At 26.5% G+C, this 22,605-nt stretch carries 15 protein-coding genes and 1 rRNA gene; 8 read left to right on the top strand and 8 right to left on the bottom strand.

Features of this window, described 5'->3' with window-relative positions; translation table 11 throughout:
* From BUA62_RS09000 to BUA62_RS08980, 5 genes are all read right to left on the bottom strand, one after another.
* Positions 1–173, bottom strand: a 16S ribosomal RNA gene (locus tag BUA62_RS09000); the annotation flags it as partial.
* A gap of 228 nt (positions 174–401) precedes the next feature.
* Positions 402–1,430, bottom strand: a complete 1,029-nt coding sequence (locus BUA62_RS08995; RefSeq protein ID WP_072865599.1) for a potassium channel family protein — start codon at positions 1,428–1,430, stop codon at positions 402–404.
* A 1-nt stretch (position 1,431) separates the two neighbouring features.
* Positions 1,432–4,386, bottom strand: a complete 2,955-nt coding sequence (locus BUA62_RS08990) for an Eco57I restriction-modification methylase domain-containing protein (protein WP_072865597.1) — start codon at positions 4,384–4,386, stop codon at positions 1,432–1,434.
* A gap of 14 nt (positions 4,387–4,400) precedes the next feature.
* Positions 4,401–5,126, bottom strand: coding sequence for a hypothetical protein (locus tag BUA62_RS08985; protein ID WP_072865595.1), 726 nt, complete (start codon positions 5,124–5,126; stop codon positions 4,401–4,403).
* 4 nt (positions 5,127–5,130) lie between these two features.
* A complete protein-coding gene (locus BUA62_RS08980; protein ID WP_407656635.1) occupies positions 5,131–6,867 on the bottom strand; it encodes an NAD+ synthase in 1,737 nt (578 codons plus the stop codon).
* A 184-nt stretch (positions 6,868–7,051) separates the two neighbouring features.
* Here BUA62_RS08980 and BUA62_RS08975 point away from each other — a divergent pair, with 184 nt between their 5' ends.
* Complete coding sequence (locus BUA62_RS08975; protein ID WP_072865591.1) at positions 7,052–7,750, top strand: zinc metallopeptidase; 699 nt, start codon at positions 7,052–7,054, stop codon at positions 7,748–7,750.
* Between the two features lie 25 nt (positions 7,751–7,775).
* Here the strand turns inward: BUA62_RS08975 and BUA62_RS08970 are convergent, their stop codons facing one another.
* The 3 genes from BUA62_RS08970 to BUA62_RS08960 are packed head-to-tail and all read right to left on the bottom strand — an operon-like array spanning position 7,776 to position 12,300.
* Positions 7,776–8,978, bottom strand: coding sequence for an extracellular solute-binding protein (locus BUA62_RS08970; protein WP_072865588.1), 1,203 nt, complete (start codon positions 8,976–8,978; stop codon positions 7,776–7,778).
* A complete protein-coding gene (locus tag BUA62_RS08965; protein ID WP_072865586.1) occupies positions 8,978–10,330 on the bottom strand; it encodes a sigma-54-dependent transcriptional regulator in 1,353 nt (450 codons plus the stop codon). Before BUA62_RS08965 ends, BUA62_RS08970 begins: the two co-directional genes overlap by 1 nt.
* Positions 10,327–12,300, bottom strand: coding sequence for a sensor histidine kinase (locus tag BUA62_RS08960; protein WP_072865584.1), 1,974 nt, complete (start codon positions 12,298–12,300; stop codon positions 10,327–10,329). The genes BUA62_RS08965 and BUA62_RS08960 overlap by 4 nt, the downstream gene beginning before the upstream one ends.
* 234 nt (positions 12,301–12,534) lie before the next feature.
* Between BUA62_RS08960 and BUA62_RS08955 the strand changes: the two genes are divergently transcribed.
* The 7 genes from BUA62_RS08955 to BUA62_RS08925 all read left to right on the top strand — a co-directional run bounded on the left by BUA62_RS08955 (position 12,535) and on the right by BUA62_RS08925 (position 22,454).
* Positions 12,535–13,596, top strand: a complete 1,062-nt coding sequence (locus tag BUA62_RS08955; RefSeq protein ID WP_072865581.1) for a sugar ABC transporter substrate-binding protein — start codon at positions 12,535–12,537, stop codon at positions 13,594–13,596.
* A gap of 70 nt (positions 13,597–13,666) precedes the next feature.
* Positions 13,667–15,184 carry an ATP-binding cassette domain-containing protein gene (locus BUA62_RS08950; protein WP_072865579.1) on the top strand — a complete coding sequence of 506 codons (1,518 nt, stop codon included), beginning with the start codon at positions 13,667–13,669 and terminating at the stop codon, positions 15,182–15,184.
* A gap of 12 nt (positions 15,185–15,196) precedes the next feature.
* Positions 15,197–16,366 (top strand): sugar ABC transporter permease, encoded by a 1,170-nt coding sequence (locus BUA62_RS08945; protein ID WP_072865577.1) that lies wholly within the window; start codon positions 15,197–15,199, stop codon positions 16,364–16,366.
* A gap of 122 nt (positions 16,367–16,488) precedes the next feature.
* Positions 16,489–17,829, top strand: a complete 1,341-nt coding sequence (locus BUA62_RS08940) for a diguanylate cyclase domain-containing protein (protein WP_072865575.1) — start codon at positions 16,489–16,491, stop codon at positions 17,827–17,829.
* Between the two features lie 2 nt (positions 17,830–17,831).
* Positions 17,832–19,427 (top strand): NAD(P)/FAD-dependent oxidoreductase, encoded by a 1,596-nt coding sequence (locus tag BUA62_RS08935; protein WP_072865573.1) that lies wholly within the window; start codon positions 17,832–17,834, stop codon positions 19,425–19,427.
* 25 nt (positions 19,428–19,452) lie between these two features.
* Positions 19,453–20,775: an NYN domain-containing protein gene (locus tag BUA62_RS08930; RefSeq protein ID WP_072865571.1), complete on the top strand. Its 1,323-nt coding sequence runs from the start codon at positions 19,453–19,455 to the stop codon at positions 20,773–20,775.
* Between the two features lie 8 nt (positions 20,776–20,783).
* On the top strand, positions 20,784–22,454 hold the full coding sequence (locus tag BUA62_RS08925) for a transporter substrate-binding domain-containing protein (protein ID WP_072865569.1): 1,671 nt from the start codon (positions 20,784–20,786) through the stop codon (positions 22,452–22,454).
* Positions 22,455–22,605: the final 151 nt, after the last annotated feature.

Raw genomic sequence — 22,605 nt, 5'->3', positions numbered from 1 at the left:
CTGGTATTAGCCATCGTTTCCAATGGTTGTCCCAGTCTGGAGGATACTTTCCTACGCGTTACTCACCCGTTCGCCACTAGTACTACTCTCCGAAGAGAGCCTCCTCGTTCGACTTGCATGTGTTAAGCACGCCGCCAGCGTTCGCCCTGAGCCAGGATCAAACCCTCCATCCAAGATTTCGAGTTCGATCACTTAACTCTCTCTTTTTACTTCCGCTGGGTGTCTCTGTTCACTTGTCAAGGAGCTTCTTCCTTATTTCCCTTTTCCTTCTTTTCCTCCCGCGGCTCTTCGTCCGCGTCCGAGTATATATATTACCACCTTTCTCTTGCTTTGTCAACTTACATCTTCGTTAATTTTGTTAATCGTTTGTGAATTGATTGGAATTAGCTTTGTTACTGTGTTTAGATTTGGGGCATTATTACATATCTCTTTAGTTTTTCTATATCCCCTTGATCTCCTATAACCATAAGCGAATCATTTGGCTTTATTTTGAAATTAGATTTCGGATTATATTGAGCTTTTCCATTTCTTCTAATTGCCATAACTACAACATCAATAGTTTTAGATATCTCAAGATCACCAAACTCTTTTCCAACCATCCAACTATTTTCTGGTACTTTTATTTCTGCAAATCCAAATGTTTCACCAAAATCTATCTGGGTACTTTCAATAAAGGAAAGCACATTTGGTTTAGCCACCATCAACGCCATTCTTTTTCCTGTTATCTCTGGAGGTAAAATAACATTATCAACTCCAGCATATAAAAGCTTTCTTAATTCTTCCGAACTGGTAGCATTAGATACTATATATAACGAAGGATTTAATGTTTTAGCTGTTAAAGAAATATATAAATTATCAACATCGCTTGGTAAAGTTAGCAATACACCTTTCGCCTCAAATATCTTTGCTTTTATTAATATATCTTCATCTTTTGCATCACCTATAATATAATTTATATTCTTATATTCTTCTTTTTCAAGCAGTTTATCAATCCTCTCTTGATCTTTTTCTATTACAATATATGGTATTTTATTCTTTGAAAATTCATCTATAATATATTTTCCAACTTTCCCTCCACCAACTATTATATAATGATTTGTAAGGTTTTCTATTCTTTTCACCATTCTAAGGATACCCCCTATTTTTTTAAAATCTCCTTCAACAAACAATGCCGTTAAAGAAGAAATCAAATACAATACTACAGAAATACCAGAAAATATGAGTATAGCATCGAATATTATTGTTGCATTAGAAATGTTTTCCGGCATTCCATACCCCACAGTAGAAAGTGTTATTGCAGTAATATAAAAAGCTTTAAAAAAATCCCAACCTTCCAATAACATAAATCCAAAAATACCAATAAGAAATATCAATATAATTGTTGTAATAGAAAAAGTTATTTGTTTAAATATTCTTCTATATTCTTCCATTCTATCCACTCCAATAAGGTATGGTTTTTTTATAATAATTAAATTGTTCTTTTAAAAATTTATTATTTATATATTTTTTCAGTGTTGTGTTTAAATACTTTTTTATGTGATTTTCTGTTATTCCTATTTTTTCCAAACCTTTTTTTATATCTTTATATTCTCCTTTATTTTTTAAAAATTCTTCATTTACTGCTAAAAATAATATTTTTTTTACTCTATAATCTTTTTTTAAATCATATTTATCTTTTATAATATTATAAATTGAAATAGGATTTATATTTTCTTTAAGTGATATTCTTTCAATAATATTATCGTATTCTTCTCTACCTTTTTTAGAATATAACTCATAAACTGTTTCCATATTAATGGGTGTCACTTGTAATTTTAAATGTTTTAAAAATCTATATATTTCATTTTCTATTTCTTCAATTCTTCTAATGCTAATATTAATATAATCATTTTTTAGAAATTTATTTAGTGATGGTAATTTTTCAAAATCCGTAATTGGCATCCACCCTGCGGGAATTCTTTCTTTATTGTATATATCTTTAATTGTATCTTTTTTTAAACTATACGTTTGAAAAATTATTTTCTCTATTAAAGCTTCAAGCATTAGTAAGTATGTATCTAATAAATCTTTTGTTTGTAAAATCTTTAAAATTCTACTTTCAAAATCACCTTCTAAATTCTTATGAAGCGGAGAACCATTATAATGTAATTCCAACGGAGAATAATCTGTATTCTGCTTTTTTATTGAAATTATCAATTTAACTATATCTATTAATAAATCTCTTTTCTTATTGTTTTTAACTAACCTAGTTGCTATAGGTATTTGTTTTAGATCTCCAACTTCCAAATCAACACTTCCGGCTATAAATTTATACAGATAAAAGGCAAGCTTACTATTCAAAAAACCTAACAAAGCATACCTAAATTTTTCATCTTCTGTAAAAATACTACTCCCTTTGCAATCAAAAAGAAAATTTTCCGGAAGAATTCTAAAAGTGGGACCTTTTGAAGTTGTCATAGAATATGTAATCCCTGATTTAAAATAATATTGCTTATTTGGCAAATGATTTCCCATCTTTTTTAATTGGTTATAATTTTCTTCATCAAAAGCTATTACCCACCAAAGATTCCCAAACCATTTGTTATACGGACCTCCTTTAACATAAGGAACCCATTTTTTTTTATCTTTTTTATGATTAAAACTTATTTCATCCCTTGGTACTTGCCAGTGATATCTTAGGAATCTTTTATTGTCACCTGTAGCTATTCCTTGTCTAACATCAGCATATTTTATCAATTTATCATATTCAAATATTTTTTTTATTTCATCGTTCACCCAATATACAAAAGGAATTCTTGGAATTTTTTTGAATTCTCTCTGATCTATCTCAAAAACTTTTTCAGAATATTTATTATAATATAATTTTTTTGATATTTCTTCTAATTCATATCTTTTTTTTTCATATGAGATATCATTAAGATTTATATATATACCCTTTTCTTTTATATTTTTGTTTTTCCTTAAAATATACATTGCAGTATCTACAAATGCATCCTCAAAAACACCACCTAACCCAAAATGAACAAGTTTTTCTATATGTATATTTTTTATTATAAATTCCCTTAACTTTTCATAACTACTTATAAACATAAATGTTTGTGGTGTAATCATGCCTAAAAGACCATCTTTAATTAAAAAGTCATAATTTCTTTTAATAAAACATGCATATAAGTTTTTTCTAAAATCAAAGTATTTTTTTCTAATATGTTTTCTTAAGTTAGGGGTATAATCGTGCGAATCTGTATAGGGTGGATTGGATATCACTATGTCATAATTTAAAACAAGAATTTTAAAGAATTTTTTTAATTTATCTACATAATATTTTTCTAAATGTGTCTTTTCTTCAAATAATGGTATTATATTTCTCTTTTGTAATTTTTTTATCATTTCTTTTGATTTATTGCTTAATATTATTAAACTTCCCAATTCCTCATATCCTTCTAATTCATCTTTTACAGCATCATACACTTGCTTTAATTCGTTATCCTCTATATCTTCTGACTGTATCATTTCAAAATTAGTAGAAACAAGATTGAAATTCAAATTCCCATTATACCCATCTATTAGCGTTTTTATTTTTAAAATTATTTTTGCTATTTCAACGGATCGTTCATCTATATCCATCCCATATATATTTTTTTCAATAATGTTTTTTATATATTTGTCCTTAGAATATCCCTGTTTTTCATAAAATTCTTTTAATCTATCATATATTTTAATCAAAAAATGTCCACTACCACATGCTGGATCCAAAATTTTGATGCTTTCAAGTCTCTTTTTATATTCTCTTTTTTTATATTTTATTTTATATTTATTTGCTATTTCAAAATCATCATAAAGTTCACAATAATATTTAGTTAATGTATTATCAACCAAATACTCAACAACCCATTCAGGTGTATAAAATTGCGATTGTTCAAATAATTTTGATCTTTCCTCATTAATATTATAATATTGATATGCCCAACCCAATATATCTTCTTTATGCCAATCCTTTACTTTTTCTATTTCATTTATTATATTATAGAAACTATCTTTATCTAATTTTATCTCATAAATATCTTCAAAAAGTTCAGGTATATTATTTTTTAGCTCTATAAAATCATTATATCCTTTCAAAATGCCTTTTTCATTTAGCATTTTTAGAGCTATGATTTTATTTAAGTAATTAAATGTATAATTTTCAATATATTTTTCTCTTTGCTCTTTATAATTTTCAAAAAAATACTCTTTTAACATATTAAAATTTATCTTATTTATAATAGTTCTATTAAAAGTAGGATTATATGAATTCTTATAAAAACCCAATTTTTCTAATTTTAATTCAATAGATTCTTTTATCATATTTTTTATTTTTTGAATTGTATTTTTTAAATTTTCATACATATATATCCCCCAATTTATTTTTCAACTAAAAAAATTCGTAGTATATAATTCTCTTCTTCAATATTTTCTTCTTCTGCATTAACTAAATAGTATTCTACAAAACCCGATAATGCATTTGTATCTTTAAATAAATACATATTTTCAGAAATTTTATAAAATTCATCTATACCATCTAACACAAAATTCGTATATTTAGCTTTAACTTTTATTTTTTTTGTAGAATTTTCTGTTAATTTCTTTGGTAAATCTGAAAATTCTATTTTTTTAAATTTACCTAAAAGAAATTCAGAAAAATAAATTTCATATTCATCCTGCAAATCTGTTGGCACTTTATAGAATTCTATTGTTTTATCTTTTGTTATCAATATATTTTTTATTCCTCTTATAAAAAAAGATGGAAAAGATATTAATATTCCATTATCCAATTCTCTAACATTAAAATATCTAAATGCTCGTTCTTTAAATTCCATATCTTTATATTTAATAACAAACGTTGTTTCATCTATTTTATTTATCTCCACATTTCCAAAGTTTGTTTCAATTATCTCTTTATTAGAATATATATTCTGCCAATTTGCTTTTTCTATTTGTAATGTAGGTAATATCTTAAATTCATTTAATACTTTTTCATATTGTGACCATATAAACCATACTAAAACATATATTCCAAACATGATAATAAAAATAATTAACAAAGATTTGGCTCCTTTTTTCTTTTCTTCTTCACTTAATACACTCATTTTTTTACCTCCAAATTTTATATCCATTTGTAATAGGCATTCTTCTATCTTTACCAAAAGCTCTTTGTGTAATTTTTATCCCTGGAGCTCCTTGTCGTCTTTTATACTCATTTAAATCAACAAGTTTTATTACATATTTTACTGTTTCAATATCATACCCATCTTCAACAATTTCATCTATACTCATCTCATACTCTATATATCTTTCAAGAATTGAATCAAGAATTTCATATGGCGGAAGTTTGTCCTGATCTGTTTGGTCCGGTCTTAATTCCGCAGAAGGTGCTTTAGTAAATATATTTTCTGGAATAACCCAACCACCTTTTATTCCATTAAAATATTTGGCTAATTTATATATCTCCGTTTTGTATACATCCTTTATAGGTGAAAAACCTCCAGCCATATCACCATATAATGTAGCATAACCTGTTGCAACCTCACTTTTATTTCCAGTAGCAAGCGCTATATATCCAAATTTATTTGAAAACGCCATTACTATTGTACCTCTAATTCTAGCTTGTATATTTTCTTCAGCTACGTTCATAGCCAACCCCTTAAATGCAACATTTAATTCTTTTAATAATGTTTCAAATGTTTTTCTTATTGGTATTGTGTGCGTATTAATTCCAAGGTTTTTGGATAGCATTATAGAATCCTCTATACTTCCTCTAGATGAATATTGTGATGGCATCAATATTCCAAAAACATTTTCTCCACCAAATACATCGGCAGCTAATGCTGCAACAAAAGCAGAATCCATACCTCCACTTAATCCTAAAATCACTTTTGAGAATCCATTTTTATATACATAATCTTTAAGACCCAACTTTAAGGCTTCATACATTTCCTCATATTTATTTAATAACAATATTTTTTTATTTCCTTTTAAAATATTATCTTTTTTGTATATACTTTTATCTATCTTTCTTACTTCAACATTGTGTGTTTCATATATTAAATGTCTCCTTTTCCCTTCTCTTAAATTTGCCCTTGTTGATGATATAGGATCAATATCAATAAAATCTATTGTTTCTTCAAATAATGATAATGAATGGACAACTTCACCAAAAGGATTAATAACTACACTACCGCCATCAAAAACTATTTCATCCTGTCCTCCAACTAAATTCACGTATACAAGCCATGTTGAAAGTTCTGAAGCTCTTGTTTTTAACATCTCTAATCTACTTTCTGGTTTCCCTTTAGTATATGGAGATGCTGATAAATTCACAATAACATGCGCTCCCATTTCTGCAAGATCTACAGCTGGACCATTTGGCACCCATATATCTTCACAAATAGTAATTCCTATTTTTAATCCATTTTTCATTTCTATCATTAATGGTTGAGTGCCTGGTGAAAAGTATCTTTTTTCATCAAAAACCGAATAATTCGGCAAATATATTTTATGATATTTTGCTTCCTCTTTTCCATTATATACAATATACGCTGCATTATATGCATCAACTTCAAAATCTAAATCACCTATTACCGATATTACGTTTTTATTCATGCTATATTTAATATATTCATTTAATATTTTTTTTGAATCATTTAAAAAACCTGTTTTTAATACAAGGTCTTCTGGCGGATATCCAGTTAAAAACAATTCTGGAAATATCAATAAATCACTTTTTTTTGTTTCTGCTATATTGAGAGCTTTCTTTGCTTTATCAAGATTTCCTCTTAAATTCCCAACATGTGAATTTAACTGTGCAATTCCTATTCTAAGTCTCATAATTCCACTCCTTTTTGCTTTTTTAATATTATAACATAATTTAAGTCTTTTTTAAGATATTTATGCTATAATACTCTTGAACATTTTGAAATATTTATAGTCTAATGGATAGGATATTTTATATTTCTAAAATCAGAAAGAACTAAAAAAGCAAAAAAAAAGATTTATAATTGGAGGTGGTAGATAGATGTTTTTTTATCCATTTTGGTTTGATCCTACATTTATTATTTTATTACCAGGTTTAATATTATCTTTGATAGCGCAGGCATCAGTACAATCTACATTTTCAAAATATTCAAAGGTTGTATCTATAACAGGTGAAACTGGAGCAGAGTTTGCACAAAGAATGTTGAACACTTTAGGACTATATGATGTAAGAGTTGAAGCTGTTTCTGGTTTCTTAACTGATCACTATGATCCAAGAAATAAAGTATTAAGATTATCTTCAGCTACTTATTCCAGCAGATCTGTTGCAGCATTGGGAGTAGTCGCCCATGAAGTAGGACATGCTATGCAGCATCAAGAAAATTATTTACCATTAGTTTTAAGAAACTTTTCCGTTCCATTTGCTTCTATAGGATCAAATTTATCATGGATTATATTTTTAATAGGATTTCTTTTTTATAGTCAAGCTTTGATTCAAATAGGAATTGTGTTGTTTTCTTTCGCTGTTTTATTTACATTAATAACATTACCTGTTGAATTTAATGCCAGCGCAAGAGCTATTAAAACTTTACCTTTAATGGGCATGCCAACTTCCGAAGTAATTCATGTTAAAAAGGTTTTAGGCGCCGCAGCTATGACATACGTCGCATCTGCTGCTATGGCTATTTTACAATTAATAAGAATGATAATGATTGCTGGAATGTTTGGAGATAGAGAATAAAAACACCCCGCATTGCTGGGTGTTTTTATTTTAGTTCGCTTATTTCTTTTTGAGCTTTATTTAAGGCTTCTTCAGGTTCTAATAAACCATTTAATGCCATTAAAACATATCTTCTTAAAACTTCAGAAAATTTATTATATTCTATTAGATATGGCCTATTCACTGCATTTTTTAATTCTAAAATTTTTTTATAATTATACTCTTTTTCTTTTATATATCCATCATACATGCTTTTAAATGGTGGAATTTCATAATTAAATTTTTTAAAAAATTCTTTTTTTGTAAGTATTCTTATAGCATTAATAGACTCTTTAATTTTCTTTGTATTTCTAAGTATTGCGAGACCTTGATATCCGCTTACAGAAACCGTTTCTTTCTTTTTTAAAATTTCATTAGATACAGGAATTAGCTCCAGTGACCCTTGTTCTACTATTTTAGAATATCTTTCATCTTCCATGTATCTTGATTGATATGTCCAATTAGTAGTAAAAGCTGCATCACCATTTAAAAATATATTTAAAACATCATCTTCCTTAAATTCCAAGGACATGGGATTAATTAATTTTTCATCTAATAAATGTTTCATAAATTTAAGAGCCTTTACCGCTTCAATTGTATTTACCCTTAGTTTTCCATTTTTATAATAGTCTCCTCCAAAAGCGCCTAATATCCATGTAAATTCACATGTTAATGCTTCTTTATTTAACCAGGAATCAACTATTGGATATTCTAAAATTCCCTTTTCTTTAATAATTTTTGCTTGATATACCATCTCTTCTAAAGTTTTTGGAGGATTATCAAAACCAGCTTTTTTCAATATTTCTTTATTTACAAAAAAATGCTGTATGTTTACAAGATAAGGTATAGCCCATATCTTCCCATTATATTTAAATTGATCTAACACATATTCAGGAATATCTTTATAATATTCCTCACTTATTAAATCATCTAAAGAACATAATATTTTATTACTTGCCAATTCTGGTATCCATATCAAGTCAACTAAAACAAGATCATATAACGGGGTAGCCGAATTTATTGATATTTTTAAATTTTCATGCATTTCTTCATAAAATTTAAACGTAACCTCTATATTAGTTGCTTCTTGAGATATATAATTTATTAAATCCTCAGGTTGATATCCCGCCTGATACATGTATAAAAAATTTATGCTAAACATTAAAATATATATACTTATGAATAGAATAAAAATAAGGATTCTTTTCATTATATTTCCCCCTGCAGTTTTTCATATTTTTTTAACTTATATTGCAATGTCCTTAAACTAATCCCCAATGCTTTAGCTGTTTTTGTTTTATTTCCTTCATATTTTTTTAATGTATTTAAAATTACTTTTTTTTCTATTTCATCAAGTGTCATTGATGAATATTCAAAATCTTCTTTTTTATTGTTATTTATAAAAAATACACTTATATCAGATTTCTTAATTATTTTATTTGTATCAAATATGATAAATATTTTTTCGACAAAATTCCTAATTTCTCTAATATTTCCTGGCCAATTATAATTCATTAATATATCAAGAGCATCTTTTGAAAATTTAATCTCCTTTTTATTGTACTTTTTTGAATATCTTTTATTAAAAAATTCTATAAAAATCGGAATATCGTCTTTTCTTTCTCTTATTGGCGGAATATTTATATTTATTACATTCAATCTATAATACAAATCCATTCTAAAATTACCCTTTTTTACTTCTTCTTCAAGAGTCCTATTAGTTGCAGCTATAACTCTAACATCAACATTGATTTCTTTGGTTCCTCCAACTCTTTCAATTGTTCCACTTTCTAAAACTCTTAAAAGCTTACTCTGTATTTCCAACGGAAGTTCTCCAATCTCATCAAGAAATATTGTTCCCTGATCTGCAAGTTCAAATTTTCCAGGTTTAAATTTTTCAGCACCGGTAAATGCTCCTTTTTCATATCCAAATAGTTCTGATTCTACTAAATCTTTGGGTATTGCTGCACAATTTACTATGATAAAGGGTTTATTTTTTCTTTTACTAAATCTTTGAATATATCTCGTAAAAACTTCTTTTCCTACACCTGTTTCTCCTGTTATTAATAAATTAGCATCTGTTTCTATTACCTTATTTACTATTTCTATTAAATTTCTCATTATCTCAGATTGACCTATAACAAAATCCTCTTTTATGCTTTCTTGAACTATATATTTTAGTTTTGAATTTTCCTTCTCTAATTTAATTTCATCATACGCCTTTTCAATTATAAAGAATAATCTTTTTAAATCTATAGGTTTTTTTATAAAATCAAAAGCTCCTGATTTCATAGAATATACAGCATCCTGAACATCACCAAAACCGGTCATTACAACAACTTTCAAAAAAGGATTAACTTGAATAAATTCTTTAATTAAATCTGTTCCTTTTCCATCTGGCAAAATCATATCCAATAATAAAATATCATAATCATTTAAATCATATTTTTTAGAACTTTTTAAATCATGACATAATCTAACCTCGTAGCCTTTTTCTTTTAAAAATCTTTTCAAGATATCCGCACTATTTTTATCATCTTCTATTATCAAAATATTTCTCATAATATCTCCTCACTTTTGAATTCTAAAATGAATTTTGTTCCAGATTTTGAACTTTCAAACTTTATTTCTCCATTTAATTCTTTAACTATAGAATGCACAATAAATAGACCTATTCCATTCCCATATTTTTTAGTTGTAAATGGTTTTTTGAAAACATTATTTTTTAATTCTTCTGGTATTCCTTCACCATTATCTTCAATAATAATCTTTATCTTTTCATCGTTTTTATCAATATTCACATTTATTTTTTTCTCACCTTTTTTATTCTCCAAAGCCTCTATAGAATTATTAATAATATTATAAAATAATTGATTAAGTCTTTGTGGATTTGCTTTAACCAAAATATTTTCATGTGATTTCTTAAAATCTATTTCTATTGAATTCTCTAAAAGTTTATATTTCAATAAATTTAAAATTTGAGATATCACATTATTAATATTTATATATTTTTCTTCTGACTCAATAATAGCTTTAGAAGAGAGTTCTCCAACTATAGAATCGATAATCTTTATTTGTTCAATTATTATATCGCTAATATTTTCTATTTTCTTATTCCCTTCAAATTCCATTTTTAAATATTGCAAATTAAGATACATTGAATTCAACGGATTTCTTATTTCATGAGCAGCAATTCTCCCAAATTTTTCTTTTTCAATTAACTTTTCATTTAAAGAATATAAATTATTCATTTCTTTTTCTAACGATATATCCCTTATTAATACTAAAAATGACCCATTATTTAAATATTGTCTTGTTATTTCTATTAATTTTTGTTCTCCTTTCATCTCTAATGAATATATTCTATTATTTGACTCTTTTATTTCCTGATCACCAATTTCTTTCAAAATCTCTTCTCCAAGAGAATTTTTGATTTTAATACTACCATCTATATCAAAAAATATTATCCCTTCATATAAGTTCTCTACTAAATATTTCAATGTATTTTTTTCTTTTTCTAAATTTTTTATATTATTTTCTATTTCTTTCTTCATGTTAATCAAATTTTCTGACAAAATATTTATCGATTCTACTAATTCTTTATATCTATTATTTTTATTCTCTAACTTAATTTTTGTATCAAAATTACCTTTAGCTATTTTAGAAATAGCCCTTATAGATTGTTCTAAAGTTCCAATATCTTTCCCAAAATAAAATAGAGCAAAATATATTAGTAATGGAGATAATATTATCCATATTATTAAAGCAGTATTTAAATTTAATGATATATTTTCAAAGAAAATATCTTTAATTTTATTTTGAATAGCATTTAATTGCGATATATCAAAAGACAAAATCAACATTAAATCTTTAGAAAGATAATAAATTTTTGATGGATATTTATAATTTCCAGAAATAACAAATCTATCTTTAATTTCAAATTCTTTATAAAACGATTGTTTTTGAAATAATTTATGTTTTTTTCCAATTATTGAGATAATTGATATTGAAGAATAATTTAAAGAATCTAAAAAATATCTATCAATTCTTTTTGATGAGAAAACTGAAACATTGTTTTTCGAATATTTTGCAATCATATAAATAGAATTATCATCTTCAAAAAAACCCTCTTCAATATCCTTTATTTTAGCAAAATCACCAATATCAATAATTTTATTACCATCTACAACGATTCTAACCCCATCAATATCTGAAGAATTTAACAATTCATTTATATATATTTTTAAAGTGTTTAACAATCCGTATTTGGCATAATCTATTATTCTTTGATTTTCTAAGATATTTTTAGAAAAATTTTTTAACATTTTTTGTTGATCATAAAAACTATTTATAGTTGTTGGATATATTTTATTAACCATCTCAAAACCAAAATCATCAATGGTTGTCTTTGTATATTCAGAAAGTTCATTAAAAAGATTTTTCGTAATATAAATTTTATTAAAAATTGTAGTAATTATAGGAAAAATAGCCAAAATTAATATGATTAAAATGAATCTTCTTTTTAAAGTCATTATTCCACCACCAATTTTTGCATACTATATGCAATTTTTGCATATCAATTATATAATCAAAAAAATATTTGTGCAATTTTTGCATAAAACTATAAGATATGGTTACTCATATTTAAACTCTGTGATAATTAAAAATCTTTAATTTTCTTAAATTAATATTAATTTTTCTATAAAATTGGCACAGTGTTGCTAATAAAATTGACGGATGATTTTTAATAATATGGAGGTGGCAGAATGAAAAAAGTTTTATTGGCATTGTTAGTTATTTTTACAGTTACTCTTTATGCACTTGACGTAGGTATTGTTCTTCCAACAAAAGATGAACCAAGGTGGGTTCAAGATGAAACAAGATTTAGAGAAGCTTTAAAAGATACAAACTATTCCGTTGAAGTTTTATTCAGTCAAGGTTCTCCAGCAAGAGAAAGACAAAATGTTGAGGCTTTATTGTCAAAAGGTATAAAAGTACTTATTATATGTCCTCAAGATGCTGTTGCAGCAGCTGGAACTGTAGAAATGGCAAAAAAAGCTGGGGTACAGGTAATTTCATATGATAGATTAATATTACAAACAAAGGCTGTTGATTATTTTGTAACTTTTGATAGTGTTGAAGTTGGTAGAGCGCAGGGAAGATTTTTAGTTGAGCATGCTACTGGTAAAAATAATCCATTATATTTATATGCTGGTGCATTATCTGATAACAACGCATTTTTATTCTTCCAAGGTGCCTGGGAAATTTTACAACCAAAAATCGCTGACGGAACATTTAGAATTATAAATTCTTCTGAAGCTGTTAAATTACAAAATAAAAAAGAATTAACACGTGAAGAAATGGCAAAAATTATTGGTCAGGTAACAACTGATTGGAGTTTTACTGTTGCAAGAAGAAAAGCTGAAGATAATTTAACAAGAGCTAGAAAAACAGATAAAGGTACAGTATTTATATTAGCTCCAAATGATGGTACTGCAAGAGCAATTGCTGATGCATTTAGACAAGATAGAGATGTTAAAAAATACTATGTTACAGGACAGGACGCAGAAAAAGCTTCTATTCAATATATAATCGATGGAAAACAGTCCATGACTGTATTTAAAGATGTTAGAATTCTTGTTAAAGATGCTATAAATGTTGCTCAATTCTTATTAAAAGGTATTAAATTAATAACACCTCAATCATATGATAATGGTGTAAAAATGGTTCCAGCAATTCAATCAGAAATACAAGTCGTTACAAAAGATAATGTAAGAGATGTATTAATAAATTCTAATTATTATAAAAAATCAGATTTTAGATGGTAATTTAAATGATCTAAGTAATTTAAGGGTAGTGCTAATCGCTACCCTTTTTAAAAAGTGAGAGGTGATTTTTTTGAGTGAATATATCCTTGAAATGAAAAATATTACTAAAGAATTCCCTGGTGTAAAAGCTCTCGATAATGTAAATTTTAAAGTAAAAAGAGGTGAAATTCACTGTTTGGTTGGTGAAAATGGTTCTGGAAAATCCACATTAATGAAAGTTTTAAGTGGATTTCATGTACATGGAAGTTATAATGGCCAAATAATCTTTGAAGGAAATGAAATGAAATTTAAAAGTATATATGATAGCGAAAAAGTTGGAATAGTTACTATTTATCAGGAATTAGCATTAATTCCTGAATTAACAATATACGAAAATATTTTTTTAGGACATGAAATTGAAAATAATGGCGTAATAGATTGGAATAAAACAATTTTAGAATCAAGTAATATGCTTAAAAAATTAGGCTATGAAATGGACACTTCTAAAAAAGTAAAAGAATTGGGAGTAGGTTTACAACAAATCGTTGAAATAGCTAAAGCTCTTAGTAAAAATGTTAAATTATTAATCTTAGATGAACCAACATCATCATTAAATGAGACTGATAGTGAAAATCTCTTAAGAATTGTAAAAGATTTAAAAAAACATGGAATCACATCTATCTTGATATCACATAAACTCAAAGAAGTGCTGGAAGTTGCAGACACCATTACAATATTAAGAGATGGTTTAACTATAACAACAATAGAAAATAAAAATATAACGGAAAATGATATTGTTAAATATATGGTTGGAAGAGAAATAGAAGATATTTATCCAAAAAGGCACCATATGATTGGAGAAAAGTTATTTGAAATCAAAAATTGGAAAGCATATGACAAAAAAGATGGAAAATATGTTGTAAAATCTGCCAGCTTTCATGTAAAAAAAGGAGAGATTGTTGGCATTGCTGGATTAATTGGCGCTGGAAGAACGGAACTTGCGCATAGCATTTTTGGCAATCCAGATGATTATGTAGTTAGTGGTGAATTGTATTTCGATGGAAAATTACAAAAATTCAAATCAACAGAAGATGCAATAAAAGCAGGTATAGCATATGTTTCTGAAGATAGAAAGGGAAATGGATTAATTCTTGATTTTGATATTAAAACCAATATAACTATTGCAAATCTTAAAAAACTAATAAAAAATGGCGTTTATGTTAATGAAAATGAGGAAATTATTGTTTCTGAAAAATATAGAAAATCTCTTAAAATAAAATCTCATAGCATTGAACAAAAAGTTCTTAACTTGAGTGGCGGAAATCAACAAAAAGTACAATTAGCAAAATGGTTATTTGTATCTCCAAAATTATTGATTTTAGATGAACCAACAAGAGGTATAGATGTTGGTGCTAAACATGAAATATACACAATTATGAATAAACTCGTTGAAGAAGGTATGAGTATAATTATGATATCATCAGAACTACCTGAAGTATTAGGTATGAGTGACAGAATTTATGTCATGGCCGGTGGAAAAATAGTTGGAGAATTAAACAGTCAAGAAGCTACACAAGAAAAAATAATGACTATGGCTGTAGAATATTAGGGAGGAAAGAGCATGCTTGAAGAATTAAAAACATTACTTAAAAAAAATATAAGAGAATATGGAATGTATATTGCTCTTGTAATAATTATGGCAATATTTTCTTTATTAACAGATGGATTATTTTTCTCTTCAAGAAACCTAAGTAATTTATTCAATCAAATGGGGTATATAGCTGTTTTAGCGGTTGGTATGACATTGGTAATAGTTATCAGGCATATAGACCTTTCAGTTGGTTTTGGTTCTGGTTTTTTAGGTGCAATTGCTGCTATTCTGATGATGCAATATAATATTCCGATTTTACCAACAATATTAATTGTAATGCTTATTGGTATATTTTTTGGGTTAATTAATGGATTTTTTATTTCTTATATTGGGATTCCATCATTTGTTATGACGCTAGCAGGAATGATGATTTTTAGAGGAGCTTTGCTTGTCTCAACAGAAAAAACAGGAACTATAATTATATTAAATGATACGTTTAATGAAATAGGCAATGGGTTTATTCCTGATATTTTCCATAACGAAAATATTCACATGACCTCTCTACTATTAGGCGCAATTATTATATTTTTTTATATTATATCTGAAATAAAGAAGAGAAATAATAAACTAAAATATAATTTCGAAGTTTTATCTATGAAAGTTTTTATATTAAAATTAATATTAATCTCCTCTGTAATTGGTTATGTGTTCTGGACATTGGCAAATTACAATGGTGTATCTTGGACTTTCTTAATAGTTTTAGTAGTTGCATTTGTTTATCATATTATCACCACAAAAACCCCTTTAGGAAGACATATTTATGCTGTTGGAGGTAATCCTGAAGCTGCTAAATTAAGTGGTATCAGCATAAATAAAATTACATTATTTGTTTTTGGCTCTATGGGATTTTTAACAGCATTATCTGGTATTTTATATACATCTAGATTCCAATCTGCTACTCCAACAGCTGGTACATTATTTGAACTGGATGCTATTGCTGCTGCTTATGTTGGTGGTGTTTCTGCATCAGGAGGTGTTGGTAAAGTTACAAACTCCATAGTAGGTGCTTTAGTTATGGCCTCACTTATTAATGGAATGAACTTAATTGGTGTGGGTATCTCTTATCAATATATAATTCGTGGTGCTGTATTAGTAGCCGCTGTTGTATTTGATATAAAAACTAGAAATAAAGCTTCTTAACCTTCCTTTATATAAAATCCTTCAGCAAAAATCGCTGAAGGATTTTTTTCTAACTTTTTGAAATTATTTTTTTTAATATTATTATGATATAATTATTTACAATAGATTTGAGGAGTGTTATCATGAATATAGACTTTGATTCCTTTAATTTCTTATATCTTATTTTAGACAAAAATGGAAAGATTTCAGATATTAATAAATATGGCTGCAAATTACTCGGCTTACCAAAAAATATGATTTTAGGTAAAAATATTTTTAATACTTTTATATCTGAAGAAGATAAAGATTTTTTATATATCTTATTTCACACAGCAATTAACGAACGAAAAAAAATCATTCAAAAACAAGGTCAAATAAAATTACTGAATTCTAAAAAAGAATGCATATACATAAATCTTTATTGTGAACTTTTTGAAAATAGTTTTGTGTGCTTTGGCTTTGATATTACGGAAAAAATAAAATTAGAACATTTAAGAGATAAAATCCATAAAATCAATAAATTAATTATAAATTCTTATAAGGTTAATAACATATGTGATTATTTTTTAAATGAAACAATCAAAATTATAGATGGCGCAGAAGCTGGAACTATTATAATGAAAACTCCTGATAATCTTTATCGTTTTGTTGCCGCTGTAAATTTTGATTTAGAAAAATTAAAATCTGTAACTCTTACAGAAGATTCTTTACAACTACAAAAAAATGTTTTTATCCGTAAGAATATTATTAAAAAATATAAAAATAATAAATATTTAAATATTATGATCAAATATGGTAAAGTAAAAGATATCAAATCTTCCTTGATTATTCCAATTATAATAGACGATAAATTTGAAGGTTCTATAAGCTTGGATTCTTTCACACGAGAAAATGCCTTTGATGAAGATGATTTCAAACTGGGAGAAATTATATCAAATGAATTATCACAGGTTATTAAAAGAAAAAAAATGGAAGAAAAATTAAGATATATGGCTTTACATGATCAATTAACATCTCTACCAAATAGACTCTATTTTTACGATCAAGCTGAAAGATTACTAAAATTAGCCAAGCGAAAAAAAATGAATTTAGCCTTTGTTTATATTGATTTAAAACATTTCAAAAGTATAAATGATAATTACGGGCATGATGCTGGAGATTACCTCTTATACGAATTTGCAGAAACCCTTAAAAAATCATCTCGTGAAAGTGATTTCCCTGCACGAATTGGAGGAGACGAATTTATTGTGATTTTATTTGATGTAAGTAGAAATGATGTAATAAATGTAATTAAAAGACTAAAAAATAAATTAAATATCCCTATTATCTATGAAAATGTTAAATTGAAAATTGACTTCAATTGTGGAGTAGCCTTCTTCCCAAAACACGGTGAAAATGTGGAAAATTTAATTAATTTTGCTGATAAAGCTATGTATAATGCTAAAAACTCAAACAAATTAATGGAATTTTATGAAGGAGAATAAATATGCTACGAATCAATAATATTAGATTACCTATAAATCATTCATTTGATGACATTAAAAGAAAAATCGCTAAACAATTGTCAATTTCTCCTAAAGATATTAAAAAAATTGAGATCGCTAAACAATCAATTGATGCAAGAAAAAAACATGAGATGATTTATTTTATTTATAACGTGGATTTTGAAATTGAAAATGAGAAAATTTTATTAAACAATCCTTTAATAACAAATTCTCCTAAAAGAGATTATTTATTTCCCCCATCTGGCGATATTCCTTTAAACTCAAGACCAATCATCATAGGAACTGGCCCTGCAGGATTATTTTCTGGATTAATATTAGCAGAAGCTGGATTTGAACCTATACTATTAGAAAGAGGAAAAAAAGTTGAAGAAAGAAAAAAAGATGTGGAAAAATTTTGGAACAATGGTAATTTAAATGTCGAAAGTAATGTACAATTCGGCGAAGGTGGTGCGGGAACATTTTCTGATGGGAAATTAAACACTTTAATAAAAGATAAACACAATAGAATTAGAAAAATGCTAATAGAATTTGTAAATGCTGGTGCTCCAGAAGAAATTTTATATATAAACAAACCACATATAGGAACTGATAATCTTGAAATTGCGGTAAAAAATATTAGAAAAAAAATTCAATCTTTAGGAGGAACATTCTATTTTAACTCTAAAGTTACAGATTTTATTATAAAAAATGGAAAAATCAAAGGAGTAATTATAAATAATAAAGATAAATTACACTCTGATATTGTTATACTTGCAATTGGTCACAGCGCAAGAGATACATTTAAGGTGCTTTTTGAAAAAAATATTGAAATCATTCAAAAACCTTTTTCTATTGGAGTGAGAATAGAACATTTAAAAGAGATGATTGACAAATCCCAATATGGGAAGTTTTATAATCATCCAAAATTAAAGGCTGCTGATTATAAATTATCTTATAGAGCTAAGAATAACAGAGCTGTATATACTTTTTGTATGTGCCCTGGCGGATATGTTATTGCATCATCTTCTGAAAAAAATATGATTGTTACTAATGGTATGAGCACATTTTCAAGAAATAATAGAAATTCAAATAGCGCTATATTAATAAATATTGAACCTACTGATTTTCCATCTAATCATCCACTTGCAGGTGTTGAATTTCAAAGAATATATGAAAAAAAAGCTTTTACTATATCAAATTCCTATTATGCACCTGTTCAATTATTTGGTGATTTTCTTAAATCAAAAAAATCGCTTAAATTTGGAACTGTTTTTCCAAGTTACAAACCAGGTACCATATTTTATGACCTAAATAAAATATTCCCAGAATATATTTCTTCTGCTTTAAAGGAAGGCATATTGGCTATGGATAAAAAATTAAAAGGATTCGCCAATTATGATTCTTTACTTATCGGTGTTGAAACAAGAAGCTCTTCACCAATAAGAATACAAAGAAATGAACATTATGAAAGTATAAATGTGGAAGGGTTATATCCCATTGGTGAGGGTGCAGGTTATGCTGGTGGCATTACATCTTCTGCTGTTGACGGAATTAGGGTAGCTGAAAGTATTATAAACAAATATAAAAAGGGATGGTGAGATTATCAAAAGCGTTTTTATCTTCATGGATTATCAAAATCAACCTGTTGATCCTGAATTAATCATTGAAAAAATTAAGGAGTTGGGGAAAATCGTTGGTGGAAAGGCATATGCTCATTGGTCGAAATATCCTGCAACGATGTTCTCGTTTTCAAGACATGGTATTGAATTAATAGAAATGCCTGAAGATGGTTTTGAAAACAAAAAAGGAAATGATATTAAGTTAGCTATCGATGCTATAGAAACAATGTTTTCATTACCACATATAAACGTCTTTGTTTTAGTAACAGGCGATGCTGATTTCGTACCCCTTGTAAAAAAATTAAGAATATACGGAAAAGAAGTAATTGTTGTAAGTAGAAGTAAAAACACATCAAAAGAAATGGAATTATCTGCTGATCTTTTTATACCATATGAAGATATTGTAAAATCTGAAAAAATTGAAGATAAAGACACTATTGAAGATATTGTTGATGAAATTATTAGAATAATTGAAGAACATCAATATGATGATGTAAATGAAAATATAATAAAAAGAATAGTATCTGGAATGAAGATTGATTACAGAGATTTTGGATTTTTGTCTCATAATGATTTTATTAATCACTTGATAAAAGAAATTAGAAATGAGTTTTACTCCAAAAATGGTGAATATAGCGAATATGAAGAAAATTACATGAGATATATTGAAAGATTACTTGCAACAAGCGTTATTCCATTAAAATTAGAACAACTTATAGAAAAAGCTCAAGAAAAAAATCCCTGGATCACTAAAAATTCTAAATATTCACTTAAAGAATTAATCTTAAAAATGATTGTGGAAAATAGATTGTGGAAAAATTCTAAAGGCTATATTTTGGTGCCTATACCGAGAAGATGGGAAATAAAACATGAAAAGATATTGCCATATCCTGAATTCAGGGATACATTTATCGAGTATGTTTATAATCTATTTAAAGAAAAAAAAGCAAACTCTATAATTGAAGCTATTCACTCTGCAAAAAAAGACTTAAACTTGACAAATAAAGTCGTTGGATCTTTTGGAATTGCATTAAAGTTTTCTGGCAAATTTATAGGAAAAGACGGAAGTGATTATGTAAGTATGAAAACTCCTGTTTATCTCAATTCTGATTTCAATAACTTCAAAATTGCCGTAGAAGCATTTTATTTAAAAAGCATATTAAAAGATGAAGATATACATGAAAAAAATATTCCTATTGCTTCAAAATACATTTATAATACTGAAAACACAAAAAAGTTAAATATAGTAATTGAATATTTGATGAATTTACAAGAGGTTTTCTATGTAAAGCCTTATTATAAGTATTATAAAAACCTGAACAAGTAGGTGAAATTTTGAAAAAACTTTCTCTTGCCTTGATTATACTCATACTTTCAACAACAGTAACTGCCATATCTTTAACTGTTGGAGTGTATGATAACAAACCGTTATCATACATAGAAGATGGTGAATATAAAGGCTTTGCTGTAGACCTAATTAAACAAATAGCAGAAGAAGAAAATTGGAGTTTAACTTTTCAATATGATACTTTTACAAATTTAATGAAAAAAATACAAAACAGCAATATTGATATGATAATAGTTCTTGGTAAGACTAAGAAAAGAGAACTTTTTATAAAATATCCTTCAGAGCCTTTTTTTACTAACTGGGGAGTTATATATTCAAACAATCATAATATTGACTCTATTTTGGATTTAAAAAACAAAAAAGTGGCTGTTTTAAAAGATGATATTTATTTCATATCAGAAAATGGTATCAAAAGATTATCAGAAAAAATGAACTTAAATATTAAATTTTATGAATTCAACTCATACTCCGATGTAATAAATGCTGTAAAAAAACATATATGTGATGCCGGTGTTGTCAATAGAATATATAACGTAAACACCAATGATGTATATAAAACTCCCGTTGTATTCTTGCCAATAGAAATATTTTTTGGCTTTTCTAAAAATATTTCTAATAGTATAATACATAGAATTGATTCGAATTTAAACAAATGGAAAAACGATAATTCATCAATATATTACACTTTATTTCAAAAATACATATTCAAAGAATCTTTTATACCTTATTGGATAAAAAACACCTTAAAAATAACCTTTATCGTAATAATGGTATTATCTATTAATTCTGCTATTTTTTATTTTCTTTTAAAAAAATCAACAAAAACACTTAAAAAGAAAAATCAGGAATTAGATGCTTATAATAATGAATTAAATGCTATTAATGAAGAATTAGAAGAAAGTTATAATAATATTGAAAATTTGAACTTCAAATTAATACAATTGATTAAAACTATGTCAAAATTAAGAATTTCAAGTTCCTTTGATGAATTTTATGAAGAATTATTAAGAACAGCAATTTATTTAATACCAGAAGCTGATTATGGTAGTATTATATATATTAATTCTTCGAAAAATTATTGGAAGTTTTTATCTGCTTATGGACATAATTTTAAATTACTAAAAAATATATCTTACGCCGCCGGACATGTTCCGCTAGAAGAAAAAATAAAAATTGTAAATAACAATATTATCGAAAATGAAAAAATTGAAATGGATGAAGAATCTTATAATTTGCTAAAAGAAGCGTCTAAACCTATTAAAGAAACCATGATATATGAAATTAAATTAAAAGAAAATCAATGGATCAATTTTTGCCTTGACATTGATAAAAACAGTAATAAAAATTTTTCTGAGGAATCAAAAGAATTATTAAGGGTGTTTGCTAATCTTGCAAGAGCCTTTTGGAACCAGAAAATATTTTATGAAAATATCAAAGAATCTTATATTAACCTTGCAAACAAACTTGCTTTTATTGCAGAAGAATATGATGATATTACAGGAGAACATATTTATAGAGTTGCTAAATATTCAAAATTTATTGCTGAAAAGCTTAACTTAAATAAAGAATTAATAGAAAAAATATATCTTTATGCTCCATTACATGATATTGGAAAAATCCTTGTGGATAAATCTATGGCTCTTTCCAAAGTTACTTGAATAAACTGTGATTATGCTTAGATTAGTTTAATTATGTTCAATCAACAGAATTTTATTTTTTAATGTTTCAAATTTACATCTTCCATACATCATTCTTTTTATTAATTTTATTTTGTTTATTTTTCCCTCTGCTAAGCCATTACTATATTCA

The organism is Marinitoga hydrogenitolerans DSM 16785 (genome assembly GCF_900129175.1).
GTDB classification, from domain to species: domain Bacteria; phylum Thermotogota; class Thermotogae; order Petrotogales; family Petrotogaceae; genus Marinitoga; species Marinitoga hydrogenitolerans.
The sequence above is the reverse complement of the archived record's forward strand: the minus strand, read 5'-3'. Positions and strand labels throughout refer to the sequence as shown.